Raw genomic sequence first — 16,331 nt, forward strand, 5'->3', positions numbered from 1 at the left:
TGGTTCCGGAGTTGGTTCTGGAGTAGGCTCTGGAGTAGGCGCGGGCGTTGGTTCTGGAGTAGGTTCCGGAGTAGGCTCGGGCGTTGGTTCTGGAGTAGGTTCCGGAGTAGGTTCCGGAGTGGTTCTGGCGTTGGTTCCGGAGTTGGTTCCGGAGTTGGTTCCGGAGTTGGTTCCGGAGTAGGTTGTGGTTCTGGAGTAGGCTCCGGAGTAGGCTCTGGAGTCGGTTCCGGAGTAGGCTCTGGTGTTGGTTCTGGCGTTGGTTCCGGAGTAGGCTCTGGAGTAGGTTGTGGCTCTGGTGTTGGTTCTGGTTCTGGAGTTGGCTCTGGCTCTGGAGTAGGTTCGGGTTCAGTGTCGTTATCAATGTTAGTAACAGTAACATCAGCAACAGTAATACCATCATCCTCACTATCAATGCTTGTTGCAATTGTCTCTAATATAAAGTTGACATTTGCATCTACTTCTGTGTCATCTACTCCTGCAACTGTTAATGTTTGGAGAATATCCAAATTTTCAGGAGTAAATGCGAGGTTGCCAATATCTATTGTGCCTTCTGTTATGACATTTGAAGCAAGTGCTACTACATCATCAGTAGATTCATTGTTTAATACTGTCTCAAAGTTTGCTATTGTCTCATCTTCGCTTGTGCTTAGGTTTGTAGAGGAAACAGTTATTCCTGGTGTGACTTCTGTTGTGTCATTTGAAGCAAGTGCTACTACTACATCATCAGTAGATTCATTGTTTAATACTATCTCAAAGCTTGCTGTTGTCTCTTCTTCACTTGTGCTTTGGTTTGTAGAAGAAACAGTTATTCCTGGTGTGTCTTCGTTTTCGTCTGTGACAGTAACTGCAATAGTTTGGCTCTCGGTTGCACCATTGCTGTCTGATACAGTTACTTCTAATTCATAAACGTTGTCTTGATTTGCATCTGCTGGTAACTCGAAGTCAGGAGCTGTATTGAATATTATTTCTCCACTATTTTCGTCTATTTCAAATAAGCTGGAGTCTGCTCCTCCTGTGATAGAATAGGTTATTGTATCCCCATCAATATCTTCGGCTGTTACAGTAGTTACTGTGGTAGTGTTTTCGGCTACTGTTGCTGTAATATCGCTAGTAATAGTAGGAGGATCGTTGACTGGAGTGACTGTTACATTGGCTGTATCAGTATCACTACTAAATGCTGTTTCATTACCATTGCTGCTAACGTCTACTTTATTTCCTACTGTGCCTGATGTTTGGTCCCAAGCGCGGAATGCTATACCATTAGTTATTGTTTCGTTATAGTTTTGATTTGGTGCAAACAATAGGCGGGTGTTATCATCTGCTGCTAATAACAAGGCACTGGTTTCAGATACTGTTCCTAGTTCTATCCAAGTTGTGCCTCCGTCTGTGGTATAATGCCAAGTACCATTTGTTTCATCTACTGTAGTAATAGCAATACCTGTAACTGCATTGATATCGGAGTCGGTGACGTTGCCTGTTGTCAGGGCGACTATTTCTCTGACTAGGTTGCCTACTGTTCCTGTGGGGGTGGTATCTTCGTCTACTGTTAGTGCTATGTCGGCGGTTGCACCCGTAGCATCTAAGGTGTTGTCTAATACTGGAGCATTGTTTTCGGCAGTGATTGTTATTTCTGATGTTTGAGGATTGCTATCTAGGATGTTATCATTAACTATTATAGATATAGTGCGACTTGCGGTAGGGTTATCGGAAGTATTTTGGTAACTGATGGCTTCTATTAAAGCTTCAACTGCTGCAACAGTAGCATCAGCAGTGGTGAAATTGATTATTAGAGCGGAACCATTAACACCATTGTTGGCTGTATCTATGGAACCTATGATGTTCCCCTCATAGGTAATATTTGTGCCATCGAATCCTATTTCACCTGTTCCCGTACCAATGTTTGCCACTGTGAGTTGGTCTTCGGTAGTATTGCCAACTGTATAGTTAATAGTGATGTTACCGCCATTGAAATTGTCGTTTTCAGCCGTGAGAGTAACATCATTATCTATTATTTCTGCTGCTATCTTGACGGCATTTTCTGTAAATTTAGCAGAGTCTAGGTTACTTAAAACTGGGGCAGATATTGTTTCGTAGAGAGCGATCTTATCGTCATCACCTGATGCACTTAAAATATCCACATCTCCATCTGAGTCTATATCAACGGCAAATACAGATAATGCACCATCAGCATTAGTAGAAATGACTTGTTCTGTAAAATTATTACTACCGTCGTTAAGATAAACAGCAATTTTATCATCAGTAACAGATGCACTTAAAATATCCACATCTCCATCACTATCAACATCTGCTGCAAATACAGATAATGCACCATCAGCATTAGTAGAAATGACTTGTTCTGTAAAATTATTACTACCGTCGTTAAGGTAAAGGGCAATTTCATCCTCACTAGCAGATGTACTTAAAACATCCACATCTCCATCACTATCAACATCTACAGCAAAAACGGATAAAGGAAGTTGAGCATTAGTAGAGATAACTTGTTCGGTGAAATTATTGTTGCCGTCGTTCAGGAAAACGACTAATGTTTTGTCATTAGGTGGTGAAGGAACGCCTGGTAATGGAGAGGCAGCTAAAGTATAAGGCGATGTCCTTAAAACATCTATATCCCCATCGTTATCAATATCCACAGCAAATACAGAGAGAGCAATTTTTGCCTCAGCGGATACTCCCTGTTCGGTAAAATTATTGTTGCCATCGTTGATGTAAAGGCGGACATCACTCTCTACGAGAGGCATTCCAACCGCTGCACTATTCGTATAACTTGAAGTATCTAAAATATCTATATCCCCATCATTGTCTATATCAGTAGCAAATACTGACACAGTACCATAAGCAGTATCAGAAATAACCTGTTCTGTGAAGTTATTATCTCCATCATTAAGGTATGCAGCAATTTTACTGTCACCCTCGGAAGCACTTAAAATATCTACATCTCCATCAGAATCTAAATCTATAGCAAATACTGAAATAGCACCGTCTGCATTAGTTGAAATTACCTGTTCGGTGAAGTTATTATTGCCATCGTTGAGGTAAAGGGAAATTTTGTCATCATCATTTGATGCACTTAAAACATCCACATCTCCATCATTATCTATGTCAGCAGCAAATACTGAAACAGGGCGATCTGCATTAGTAGAAATAATCTTTTCATTCGCCCCTATTATTTTAGATGTTGGTTCGGGGTTATCTGTAATAGTTAGGGTTGCTGTTTCATTTCCAGGAATAGTTGTTACAGCATATTGTTCTGGTGCGTCGGTAGGTTCTTCAGTGAGGGTAATAGTGACTGTTTCTGCTGCATCAACAACGGTATCGTCCCTAGGAACTATTTGTATGTCAACGCTGGTTTGTCCGTCAGGAATAACTACGCTACCTTTTTCTCCATCAAAAGTTACTGTGGGAACCGTGTTATCTACAGTGTGAACCCCTTTAATATCATAATCAATATTTTGGGTAGCAGTGCCAGAGATGGTGAAAAATACTGTAATGTCACCGTTAGTTTCTGTACCTCTGTCTATAGTGAAAGTGCCTGGGGTAGCTCCTGCTTCTGTGGGAGTTCCTGTGGCAGTGATACTAACTAAGGGGAGGGAGACTGTTTCATACAAAGTTATTTTGTCGTCATAGCGTGAAGCACTAAGAATATCTACATCCCCATCACCATCTATATCTGCTGCAAATACTGAACGGGCACCATCAGCATTTGTAGAGATAGTCTGTTCTGTAAAATTATTGCTGCCATCGTTGATGTATACGGCTATTTTGTCGTCATATCGTGAGGCACTGAGAATATCTATATCCCCATCACCATCCACATCTGCTGCAAATACTGAACGGGCACCATCAGCATTCGTAGAAATGACCTTTTCTGTAAAGTTATTGCTACCATCATTCAGGTACAGGGCAATTTTATCGTCACGAAAGGAAGCACTGAGAATATCCACATCCCCATCACTATCTACATCTGCTGCAAATACTGAACGGGCACGCTTAGCATTAGTAGAAATGGTCTGTTCTGTAAAATTATTGCTGCCATCATTGAGGTACAAGGCGATTTTGTCGTCTCTGTAGGAAGCACTGAGAATATCCACATCCCCATCACTATCTATATCTGCTGCAAATACTGATAAGGCACCATTAGCATTAGTAGAAATGGTCTGTTCTGTGAAATTATTGCTGCCATCATTGAGGTACAGAGCGATTTTGTCGTCATATCGTGAGGCACTGAGAACATCTACATCCCCATCACTATCTACATCTGCTGCAAATACTGAATAAGGCCCATTAGCATTATTAGAAATGGTCTGTTCTGTAAAATTATTGCTGCCATCATTGAGGTACAGGGCAATTTTATCGTCGTTGCGTGAAGCACTGAGAATATCCATATCACCATCACTATCCACATCTGCTGCAAATACTGATAAGGCACCATCAGCATTAGTAGAAATGGTCTGTTCTGTGAAATTATTGCTACCATCGTTGACGTACAAGGCGATTTTGTCGTCACGAAAGGAAGCACTGAGAATATCCACATCCCCATCACTATCTATATCTGCTGCAAATACTGAACGAGCATCATCAGCATCCGTAGATATGATTTTCTCATTTGCTCCCACTGCTTTAGATGTGGGGTTAGTATTATCTGTAATTGTCAGAGTTGCCGTCTCATCCCCTGGAGTCGCACTCACATCATACTGTTCCGGTACACCTGTGGGTTCTTCTGTGAGAGTAAGGGTGACTGTTTCGTCAGTATCGGTTACAGTATCGTCCCTGGGAACTATTTGTATGTCAACGCTGGTTTGTCCGTCAGGAATAACTACGCTACCTTTTTCTCCATCAAAAGTTACTGTGGGAACTGTATTATCTACAGTGTGAACCCCTTTAATATCATAATCAATATTTTGGGTAGCAGTACCAGAGATGGTGAAAAATACTGTAATGTCACCGTTAGTTTCTGTACCTCTGTCTATAGTGAAAGTGCCTGGGATAGCTCCTGCTTCTGTGGGAGTTCCTGTGGCAGTGATGCTAACTAAGGGGACGGAGACTGTTTCATACAGAGTTATTTTGTCATCATAAAAGGAAGCACTAAGAATATCTACATCTCCATCACCATCGATATCCGCTGCAAATACTGAACGGGCACCATCAGCATTTGTAGAGATAGTCTGTTCTGTGAAGTTAGTGCTACCATCGTTGATGTATACGGCTATTTTGTCGTCGTGACGTGAAGCACTGAGAATATCCACATCCCCATCACTATCCACATCCGCTGCAAATACTGATATAGCACTATCAGCATTAGTAGAAATTATCTTTTCTTCTGGGAAGTTATTGCTGCCATCGTTGAGGTACAGAGCGATTTTGTCGTCTTCACGTGAAGCAGTGATAATATCTACATCCCCATCACCATCCACATCCGCTGCAAATACTGATGCAGCATGATCCGCGTTAGTAGAAATAGTCTGTTCTGTGAAGTTATTGCTACCATCGTTGAGGTACAGAGCAATTTTGTCGTCATAGCGTGAAGCACTAAGAATATCTATATCTCCATCACCATCCACATCTGCTGCAAATACTGAACGGACACCATCAGCGTTAGTAGAAATAGTTTTTTCTGTAAAGTTATTGCTACCATCATTAAGGTACAGAGCAATTTTGTCGTCATACAAGGAAGCACTGAGAATATCTACATCCCCATCATCATCCATATCTGCTGCAAATACTGAAAATGCACCATCAGCATTCGTAGAAATGGTTTGTTCTGTAAAGTTATTGCTGCCATCGTTGAGGTACAGGGCAATTTTGTCGTCGTTACGTGAACCACTGATAACATCCACATCCCCATCACTATCCACATCTACTGCAAATACTGAACGGGCACCATCAGCATCAGTAGAAATGACCTGTTCTGTGAAATTATTGCTACCATCATTAAGGTACAGAGAGATTTTGTCGTCTTCACGTGAAGCAGTGATAATATCTAGATCCCCATCACCATCCATATCTGCTGCAAATACTGAACGGGCACCATCAGCATTGGTAGAGATGATTTTCTCATTTGCTCCCACTGCTTTAGAGGTCGGATTAGTATTATCTGTAATTATCAGAGTTGCCGTATCATTCCCTGGAGTCGCACTCACATCATACTGTTGGGGCGCTCCTGTGGGTTCTTCTGTGAGAGTAATGGTAACTGTTTCTGCTGCATCAACAACGGTATCGTCCCTGGGAACTATTTGTATATCAACACTGGTTTGTCCGTCAGGAATAACTACGCTACCTTTTTCTCCATCAAAGGTTACTGTGGGAACTGTATTATCTACAGTGTGAACCCCTTTAATATCATAATCAATATTTTGGGTAGCAGTGCCAGAGATGGTGAAAAATACTGTAATATCACCGTTAGTTTCTGTACCTCTGTCTATAGTAAAAGTTCCTGGAGTTGCCCCTGCTTCTGTGGGAGTTTCTGCGGCAGTGATGCTCACTAAGGGGACAGAGACTGTTTCGTATAGGGTTATTCTGTTGTCATTAAAGGAAGCACTAAGAACATCTACATCCCCATCACTATCCACATCCGTTGCAAATACTGATACAGCACCATCAGCATCAGTAGAAATGGCCTGTTCTGTGAAATTATTGCTCCCATCGTTGAGGTACATGGCGATTTTGTCGTCACCAAAGGAAGCACTGATAATATCCACATCCCCATCACTATCAACATCCGCTGCAAATACTGAACGAACATTATCAGCATTAGTAGAAATAGTCTGTTCTGTGAAGTTATTGCTGCCATCGTTCAGGTACAGGGCAATTTTGTCGTCGTTCAATGAAGCACTGAGAATATCCACATCCTCGTCACCATCCACATCTGCTGCAAATACTGAAAAGGCACCATCAGCATTAGTAGAAATGGTCTGTTCTGTGAAGTTATTGCTGCCATCATTCAAGTACAGGGCAATTTTGTCGTCCTCAATTGAAGCACTGAGAACATCTACATCCCCGTCACCATCCACATCGATGGCAAATACTGATACAGCACGATCAGCATTGGTAGAAATAGTCTGTTGTGTAAAGTTATTGCTCCCATCGTTGAGGTAGAGGGCAATTTTATCGTCAAAGGCTGAAGCACTGAGAAGATCAATATCCCCATCACTATCCACATCCACTGCAAATACTGATGAAGCAGCATCAGCATTAGTAGAAATGATCTGTTCTGTGAAGTTATTGCTGCCATCGTTGACGTGCAAGGCGATTTTGTCATCATGAATTGAAGCACTGAGAATATCCACATCCCCATCACCATCTACATCTTCTGCAAATATTGATGCAGCAGAATCAGCATTAGTAGAAATGATCTGTTCTGTGAAGTTATTGCTGCCATCGTTGACGTGCAAGGCGATTTTGTCGTCATTCTGTGACGCACTAAGAACATCCACATCCCCATCACCATCCACATCCGCTGCAAATACAAATCCAGCACCATCAGCATTCGTAGAGATAATTTTCTCATTTGCCCCCACTACTTTAGATGCGGGGTTAGTGTTATCCGTAATTGTCAGAGTTGCCGTCTCATTCCCTGGAGTAGCACTCACATCATACTGTTGGCGATCTCTTGGGGGTTCTTCTGTGAGAGTAAGGGTGACCGTTTCTGCTGCATCAACAACGGTATCGTCCCTGGGAACTATTTGTATGTCAACGCTGGTTTGTCCGTCAGGAATAACTACACTACCTTTTTCTCCATCAAAAGTTACTGTGGGAACTGTATTATCTACAGTGTGAACCCCTTTAATATCATAATCAATATTTTGGGTAGCAGTGCCAGAGATGGTAAAAAATACTGTAATATCACCGTTAGTTTCTGTACCTCTGTCTATAGTCAAAGTGCCTGGGATAGCTCCTGCTTCTGTGGGAGTTCCTGTGGCAGTGATGCTAACAAAAGGGACGGATACTGTTTCGTATAGGGTTATTCTGTTGTCACTAAAGGAAGCACTAAGAACATCTACATCCCCATCACTATCCACATCCGTTGCAAATACTGATACAGCACCATCAGCATCAGTAGAAATTGCCTGTTCTGTGAAATTATTGCTGCCATCGTTCAGGTATATGGCGACTTTGTCGTCATTAAAGGAAGCACTGAGAATATCCACATCCCCATCACTATCCACATCCGCTGCAAATACTGAAAAGACACTATAAGCAGTAGTAGAAATGGTCTGTTCTGTGAAGTTATTGCTACCATCGTTGAGGTACAGAGTAACTTTGTGGTCATTAACTGAAGCACTGAGAATATCCATATCCCCATCACTATCCACATCCACTGCAAATACTGATACAGGACGATCAGTATTAGTAGAAATGGTCTGTTCTGTGAAGTTATTGCTGCCATCATTCAGGTACAGAGCTATTTTGTTGTCATATATAGAAGTACTGAGAATATCCACATCCCCATCACTATCCACATCCGCTGCAAATACTGAAAAGGCACCATTAGCATTAGTAGAAATGATCTGTTCTGTGAAGTTATTGCTGCCATCATTCAGGTACAAGGCTATTTTGTCGTCCAACAAGGAAGCACTGAGAATATCCACATCCCCATCACTATCCACATCCGCTGCAAATACTGATACGGCACGATCAGCATTAGTAGAAATGGTCTGTTCTGTGAAGTTATTACTGCCATCGTTCAGGTACAGAGCTATTTTGTCGTCAATGGCCGAAGCACTGAGAATATCCACATCCCCATCACTATCCACATCCGCTGCAAATACTGATTCAGCACGATCAGCATTAGTAGAAATGGTCTGTTCTGTGAAGTTATTGCTGCCATCGTTGACGTACAGGGCTATTTTGTCGTCATCGGCTGAAGCACTTATAACATCCACATCCCCATCTCCATCCACATCCGCTGCAAATACAAATTCAGCACCATGAGCATTCGTAGAGATGATTTTCTCATTAGCTCCCACTGCTTTAGATATGGGATTAGTATTATCCGTAATTGTCAGAGTTGCCGTCTCATCTCCTGGAGTCGCACTCACATCATACTGGTTGGGCGCTCCTGTGGGTTCTTCTGTCAGGGTGAGGATAACTGTTTCGTCAGTATCGGTTACAGTATCGTCCCTGGGTACTACTTTGATGTCAACGCTGGTTTGTCCATCGGGAATGACAACGCTGCCTGTTTCTCCATTGAAAGTGACAGTGGGCACTGTGCCATCTACCGTCTGCGCTCCTTGTATGTCGTAGTCGATGTTTTGTTGAGCAGTGCCAGAGATAGTGAAGAATACTGTTACATCTCCTACTGTGTCTGTACCTCTGTCTATGGTGAAAGTTGCTGCTACTGCACCAGTTTCATTAGGGGTTCCGGTTTGAGTTATTTTAACAGTGGACATAATTTTTTATATGTTTTTATTTTTAAAAAACATAAATTCTAAGTAATTATACTAAGTCCAGTTTAGCTAGACCACAAATATAAGTCAATGCTTCAATTCGTAACACGAAAATTAGTATAAAATTCTTAGCTTGCTTAAGTATTTATCTCAACGTTGGTTGAAGACCCGCGCTCTCCCGCAGGGAAGCGTCGGGATGTTTGCGTAGCATTCCGGAGGAAAAACCAATCAATGTTGAGTTTTCACATATAATCTGTTAAACTGTAAAAGCTCAAGTAAGTAAAAAGTAGATGGTTGAAAAAGCATACAAATTTAGATTTTACCCAACTCTAGAACAGGAAAATCTGTTGCGGAGGACGTTGGGTTGTGTACGCTTGGTCTACAACAAAGCTTTGGCAGCGAGAACTCAAGCTTGGTATGAACACAAAGAAAGAGGTAGGGGCGAACGGCCGTTCGCCCCTACAAGCAAACTTCAGCTATGCTTACCAATTGGAAACAGCAGGAAGATTTAGATTTCCTAAAAGAAGTTAGCAGTGTTCCATTACAGCAAGGCTTAAGACATCTACAAGCAGCTTTTACCAACTTCTTTAGTGGACGTGCCAAATATCCCAACTTCAAGAAAAAGCGTCATGGGGGTAGTGCAGAATTTACAAAATCAGCGTTCAAGTGGGAAGATGGTCAAGTTTATTTAGCGATCGGGTGCAGAACCATTACCTATCAGATGGAGTAGGCAACTACCGCAAAACTGTGTACCAAGTACAATTACAGTGAAACTTGACCCCAGTAGCAGATGGTCATTGTCCCTTAGAGTCAATGACCCTAGAAATTTGAAGCTTAAGCCAGTAACCAAGCAAATAGGTATTGACTTAGGAATTACCAGTTTAGTGACTACCAGTGATGGAGAAAAATTTGCTAACCCAAAAAATCTCAAGAAATTACACAAAAAACTGAGGTTAGCTCAAAAGTCACTCTCGCGTAAGACTAAAGGTTCAAATAACTATCAAAAAGCACGACTCAAAGTAGCAAGAATTCACGCCCAAATTAAAGATTCCCGGATTGACTATACCCATAAGTTAACTACTCAATTAATCAGAGAAAATCAAACTGTTGTAGTTGAGGACTTGGCAGTAAAAAATATGGTCAAGAATCATAAATTAGCTAAAGCAATAAGTGATGCCAACTGGGGAGAATTAGTCAGGCAATTAGAATACAAAGCAGAATGGTACGGTCGCCAATTAATTAAAATTGACAGATATTTCCCTTCTTCTAAGCGCTGTTCTAATTGTGGTCATGTAGTGGAGAAATTGCCTCTAAATATTAGAGAGTGGGATTGTCCAGAGTGTGGCACTCACCATGATCGAGATATAAATGCAAGTATAAACATTTTGCGGATGGGAACCCGCGTCGGCGTCAGACGCAAAGGAACGCCCACCAAGAAGGCTGCGGGACTCGCAGTGTCAGTCTGTGGAGCGACCGTAAGACCTTCTGGGAGTAAATCTCAGAAGGCGGGTGCTATGTTAGCGCAGCTCCTCCGGAGGAGGAAACAGAAAGCCCCTAACAGTGATGTTAAGGAATCCCGCGCTGTCACGCAAGTGCAGCGTCGGGAGGATGTCAATCTATATAGAACCCCTAACCGTATCTTTTAGCTCTCTCCAGAAAAGAGGGAGTAGGGAGTAGGGAGTAGGGAGTAGGGAATAGGGAACCCACCCCTAACACCTCCCAGGAGGGGAATAATTGATGATTTATCTACAATAATTGATTTTATTTTTGATGATTGGAAATGTCTTTCTCCGAAAAGATATATGCTTAAGTTAAGAGGTTGTTTGTAAAGAATTATGAAGTGTTTTTCCCCCTCGCAAATTGGGTATTTCAGCCTACAAATCTGGGATAAATAACCAAGTTGTTACAGTTTAATGGTCAATCATTGTATATTACAAAACTAAGGATACAATTTTTCTCTCTTGACGATGAATTGACCTTACTTCGCCATCCCCTACTCCCCCACTCCCCCACTCCCCTACTTCTTTTTCTCTCGTGACAATAAATAGACCCTGCCTCCTGGGAGGGGTTAGGGTGGGTATTCTACTCCCCTACTCCCCTACTCCCCACTTCCCCACTCCCCTACTCCCCTACTCCCCTACTCCCTCACTCCTGACTCCTCCGTCCCCGCATTTGCATATGTTGACGAAACTGCTCTCGTTGCTCTTCAGTTAAAATATTCGCCATTTGCTCCCTGGATGACTGCATAATTTCGCGCATCTGAGTTTTCTGCTCCTCAGAAAGATTTAACTCTTTCATTGCTCTGCGGGGACGTTGACCTTGTGAAGTTAAAGTTTGTAGCTGTTGCTGCTGTTCAGGAGTCAGAATATTTTGCATTTGAGCTTTGCTTTGCGCTCGAATTTCTTCCCACTGAGTTTTTTGTTCAGGAGTCAGATTCAAATTTTTAGGATGAGCATTAACTTTTAAAGGATTAGCAAATAAAATAGTGGCAACAATGCCAAACAATAATAGAGAAAAAGATTGACGTTTCATGAGACTTTTTTAAACTCCATGTATTAGGTGCTTACTGTTTTAATCCTATAGGCGATCGCTCGTAAACAACCAGAGCTGAAAGTCCTAATTTTATCTAGGACTTTAGTCCTAAGAAGGAAGGAGGAAGAAGGAAGAAGGAAGAAGGAAGAAGGAAGAGGGAAACATATTACTTTGTTTTAGTTTTAAGCTTGTGATATGTCCTAACTTTTCCTTCAACTGCTATAATTAAATGTCTCCTTAACTTTACTAATTTTAGGGTTTTAATAAAATTCCTTATCTTCGGAATATAGCAGAAGGAAGAAGGAAAAAATTTAGTTATTGAGTAATATCAAATCCATTGGCTTCGGAGTAATATAATTCTGTCGATGGTCATACAATGTGTAAGGGCGAATAGCCATTTACTAACGCAAAACTCCTAATGGCGCCCCTACAATATAGGGCTAGGGCGAATGCCATTCGCCCCTACTCTTTAAATATTGAATAACACCGATGTTACGGGATTTGATATAAATTATCATTATTGAGCTGGCAATTTATCTATCGGAGTTTTAATGAAATAAAAATATGCATATTTTCCCTAAAATAACTAAACATCCAATCCGTTTTTTACTCTACTTAGAATGGATTTTACTGATTATTATTGCCATGAGTGAAACTTTAAAATTTCCTCTCTATGGTGGTCGCCGGATAATACGACATATTCACACAATAGAAATCTCAAATTCACTCTCTATCAATCTTTTTCTCCTGCTAGTATTTAGCCTGATGGGACTATTTTTACCTATCAATAAATCCCGCTCAAATAAAATTATTTATACTGCCGTCGAAATTAGTCTAATTATTTTAATGTCATTCCTGAGTAATCTGCGTCTATCTCCAATATTATGTATAATTTTGGTAATTCGAGATTGCTTTATTTTTGAAAGAAAACAAAATTTAATTATTAATATATTTGTATTTTCTTTATTCACATTTATCCAAATTCAAAAATTACACAAACTGACAAGATTACCATTATTTGCTAGAGAAAGATTTATCTTAGTTATATTAAGTTCAATAATTTTATTTGGATTAGTAATAGTTTTCTTACAATTATTAGTAAAAGCAATAATGTCAGAACGAAAAAGTCGAGAACAATTAGCAATTGCCAATGAAAAACTACGACAATATGCCCTGAAAATAGAAAATATTGCTGCTCTAGAAGAACGAAATCGGATTGCCAGAGAAATTCACGATTCCCTAGGGCATTATTTAACAGTTTTAAATGTTAGTTTAGAAGCAGCTTGGAAGCTGAGAAAATCAGAACCACAAGAATCAATAGAATTTTTAGCAGATGCTAAACAACTAGGCTCAAAAGCATTAAATGAAGTACGTCAGTCAGTAGCAACTCTACGGTCTAACTGGTGGGAAAATCAATCTTTAGAATCAGCGATCGCTACTTTAATAGCAGATTTTCATAAATCTACTGGTATTTTACCCACGAGCAATATAAATCTCAATTCTTCTCCCGATAATGAATTAAAAATTGCTGTTTATCGTATAGTGCAAGAAGCATTAACTAATATTTATAAATATGCTGAAGCAACCACCGTAGAAATTAATATTTTTACCACAAAAAAATTACATTTAATCATTCAAGATAACGGCAAAGGATTTAATTTAAACCAAAATACTACTGGTTTTGGTTTACAGGGAATGCAAGAACGTGCCTTAGCATTAGGAGGTAAATTCGAGATTCTTACCTCTCCTAATACAGGATGTAAAATAATTGCTGATTTTCCCTTGATTCGTATAAACTAATATCATGTCTCTTTAAATATAGCATTTCTCAGTAAATGTGATGTACACTGCCGGAGATCCCCCCTAACCCCCCTTGATAAGGGGGGAAACCGGAAGTCCCCCTTTTTAAGGGGGATTTAGGGGGATCGTCGATCTACCTCACCCCTTGTGAAAGTTGAAAGTAGATAAGGATACTAAAAATTTGCCATTCCTTTTCTGCAAATCCTCAGCAATTGTAGACATCACGAGTGAAATTTAGGGTATTAAACTTATACTCTCTTCAAAAGTAAATTTATCTATTCTCCCTGCTCCCGACTCCTTATTCCCTTAAATAAAATTGGTATAAATTATGATTAAAGTATTATTAGTCGATGATGAAAACTTAATCCGACGTGGATTAAAAGCTTTATTAAAGTTAGAAAATTATTTACAAATAATAGGAGAAGCCGAAAATGGAGAAATGGCAATAAATCAAGTAGAAAATCTACAACCAGATGTAGTTTTAATGGATGTACGAATGCCAATAATGGATGGAGTAGCAGCAACTAAAGAAATTTGTCAGCGTTTCCCAGAAGTAAAAATATTAATATTAACCACATTTGACGACGAGCAATATGTGACCCAAGCATTGAGATATGGAGCAGCAGGATATTTACTAAAAGACACACCCTCAGAAGAATTAGGTCAGGCAATTAAAGCTGTATTTAAAGGTTATACACAACTAGGACCTGGCATAGGCAAAAAAGCTATTTCTCAAATGGCAATTCCTGTTAGTAACCTTCCCCAAAATTGGCAAGAATTAACACCAAGAGAACAAGAAATTTTAAAATTAATTGCTTCTGGTGCAAATAACCGAGAAATAGCCAAAACTCTCTATATTTCTGAGAAGACTGTAAAAAATCATATTACTAATATTCTCAGGAGGTTAAATTTACGCGATCGCACTCAAGCTGCTATTTTTGCCCATTCAATTTTATAGCAGAAGGAAGAAGGAAGAAGGAAGAAGGAAGAAGGAAGAAGGCAGAAGGCAGAAGGCAGAAGGCAGAAGGCAGAAGGGAATATTGGTTCAAAGCCAGAAGTTTTTTTTATAACTGATTATCCGGACATGATATTACTTCAATATTCAATCTCCCCTTCTCCACGTCTCCGTGTCTCCCCCTCTCCCCTACTCCGTGTCTCCCCCTCTCCCCCTCTCCGTGTCTCCGCGTCTCCCCACTCCCCCACTCCCCACTCCCCTACTCCGCGTCTTCGTCTCCCCCTCTCTCCCTCTCCCCCACTCTCTCACAACTGATAACTGATAACTGATAACTGATAACTGAAATGACTCCCCTACTCCATTTGACTAGGAATCAAAATCAAAGACCAATAAGGAACATCCCCTTGCTCAACCTCAGTAATGTCAACAATTCGCTGATTTGATTGAGTTGCCCTTTCAATATAAAGTGCCCTATGCAATAACCCTAAGCGATCGATAACCCTACGGACTTTAGTAAAATGCCTCCCTAATTTAATAATAACCGCCGCATCAACAACAGCAAGGCGATCGCTCAAAGTAATTTCATCCAAAGTAGCGGGGATAATACTCAACACATGATTGTGATAAGTAATTGGCACGCCCAGCATAGCAGCACTTGCCATTGTAGAAGAAATTCCCGGGACAATTTCAGTAGGAAACTGTGTTGAAAGTCGTTGAAAAAGATACATAAATGAACCATAAAGCATTGGTTCCCCTTCACACAACACCGCCACATCTGTCCCTACTTTTAAGTGTTCAGCAATCTTTTTAGCAGCTATATCATAATAAGGTTGTGGCGATCGCTTAACATCAAACGGTAAAGACATAGAAATTTCTATCTGGTCAGGACGAATAAACTCCGAGACGATCGCCCGTGCTAAAGCTTTGCCATTTTCAGAAATAGGGTAAGCAATTACCGGAACAGTAGTCAAAATGCGGTGTGCTTTCAAAGTCAGCAACTCTGGATCGCCAGGTCCAATACCTAATCCGTACAGTCGTCCTAATTTTGTCATATCAAATTCGCTTAATTCGGTATAATATCAAATTCGTTGGCTTCGGAGTAATATAATTCTGTCAATCATCATACAATGGGTAAGAGACTGTTTGTAAAGTTTTGTAATGTACAATAATTGCCCTTTAATTGGTTATTGTCCCAGATTTTATCGGCTGAAATATCCAATTTGCCAGGGGGAAAAACACTTCATAATTCTTTACAAACAACCTCTAAGGGCGAATGGCCATTCGCCCCTACAATATAGACTCTTATCTTTAATGTTGAATAACACCGATGCTACCGGATTTGATATAAAAAAAAGTTCCATCTCTCCTACTCTCCTACTCCCCTACTCCCCCACTCCCCTACTCCCCATATCATAGCTCGCTCTCCTTTGCTAAAGCATTCACCGCTGCAGCGGCGATCGCGCTACCTCCACGTCTTCCATGGAGAGTAATAAATGGAACACCTCGACTATTTGCTGCCAGTTCAGCTTTTGATTCCGCTGCACCCACAAATCCCACAGGAAAGCCTAAAATCAAGGCAGGTTTTGCCATTCCCTCATCCAGCATTTCTAGTAAGTGAAAAAGTGCCGTCGGTGCATTACCAA

General features: G+C 40.7%; 7 protein-coding genes and 1 pseudogene. 4 read left to right on the forward strand and 4 right to left on the reverse strand.

What is annotated here, in order from left to right:
- Positions 1 to 9,404: VCBS repeat-containing protein (locus SAGCYANO_RS13870; protein ID WP_202220616.1), on the reverse strand; the 9,404-nt coding region annotated here is incomplete at its 3' end.
- Between the two features lie 287 nt (positions 9,405 to 9,691).
- Between SAGCYANO_RS13870 and SAGCYANO_RS13875 the strand changes: the two are divergent.
- Positions 9,692 to 11,047: pseudogene (locus SAGCYANO_RS13875) on the forward strand (RNA-guided endonuclease InsQ/TnpB family protein).
- Between the two features lie 499 nt (positions 11,048 to 11,546).
- Here the strand turns inward: SAGCYANO_RS13875 and SAGCYANO_RS13880 are convergent.
- Positions 11,547 to 11,933: a Spy/CpxP family protein refolding chaperone gene (locus SAGCYANO_RS13880; RefSeq protein ID WP_202220617.1), complete on the reverse strand. Its 387-nt coding sequence runs from the start codon at positions 11,931 to 11,933 to the stop codon at positions 11,547 to 11,549.
- Positions 11,934 to 12,497: 564 nt separating this feature from the next.
- On the opposite strand from SAGCYANO_RS13880, the gene SAGCYANO_RS13885 reads away from it, so the two are divergent.
- The 3 genes from SAGCYANO_RS13885 to SAGCYANO_RS47555 all read left to right on the forward strand — a co-directional run bounded on the left by SAGCYANO_RS13885 (position 12,498) and on the right by SAGCYANO_RS47555 (position 14,803).
- Positions 12,498 to 13,733, forward strand: coding sequence for a sensor histidine kinase (locus SAGCYANO_RS13885; protein WP_202220618.1), 1,236 nt, complete (start codon positions 12,498 to 12,500; stop codon positions 13,731 to 13,733).
- 328 nt (positions 13,734 to 14,061) lie between these two features.
- The gene (locus SAGCYANO_RS13890; RefSeq protein WP_202220619.1) at positions 14,062 to 14,691 is read left to right on the forward strand and encodes a response regulator transcription factor; all 630 of its coding nucleotides are present in this window, start codon (positions 14,062 to 14,064) and stop codon (positions 14,689 to 14,691) included.
- On the forward strand, positions 14,672 to 14,803 hold the full coding sequence (locus SAGCYANO_RS47555) for a hypothetical protein (RefSeq protein ID WP_255502560.1): 132 nt from the start codon (positions 14,672 to 14,674) through the stop codon (positions 14,801 to 14,803). Before SAGCYANO_RS13890 ends, SAGCYANO_RS47555 begins: the two co-directional genes overlap by 20 nt.
- A gap of 238 nt (positions 14,804 to 15,041) precedes the next feature.
- Here the strand turns inward: SAGCYANO_RS47555 and cobI are convergent, their stop codons facing one another.
- Together cobI and SAGCYANO_RS13900 are read right to left on the reverse strand one after the other, a co-directional pair.
- Positions 15,042 to 15,740 (reverse strand): precorrin-2 C(20)-methyltransferase, encoded by a 699-nt coding sequence (gene cobI, locus SAGCYANO_RS13895; protein WP_202220620.1) that lies wholly within the window; start codon positions 15,738 to 15,740, stop codon positions 15,042 to 15,044.
- A 358-nt stretch (positions 15,741 to 16,098) separates the two neighbouring features.
- On the reverse strand, positions 16,099 to 16,331 hold a 233-nt coding region (locus SAGCYANO_RS13900; protein ID WP_202220621.1), incomplete at its 5' end, for a precorrin-8X methylmutase.

It is taken from the genome of Okeania sp. KiyG1, from assembly GCF_014132355.1.
Lineage (GTDB): Bacteria > Cyanobacteriota > Cyanobacteriia > Cyanobacteriales > Microcoleaceae > Okeania.

Coding starts and splice junctions, on each gene's coding strand:
- SAGCYANO_RS13880 (WP_202220617.1), bottom strand. CDS start 11,933: ATGAAACGTCAATCTTTTTCTCTATTATTGTTTGGCATTGTTGCCACT.
- SAGCYANO_RS13885 (WP_202220618.1), top strand. CDS start 12,498: ATGCATATTTTCCCTAAAATAACTAAACATCCAATCCGTTTTTTACTC.
- SAGCYANO_RS13890 (WP_202220619.1), top strand. CDS start 14,062: ATGATTAAAGTATTATTAGTCGATGATGAAAACTTAATCCGACGTGGA.
- cobI (WP_202220620.1), bottom strand. CDS start 15,740: ATGACAAAATTAGGACGACTGTACGGATTAGGTATTGGACCTGGCGAT.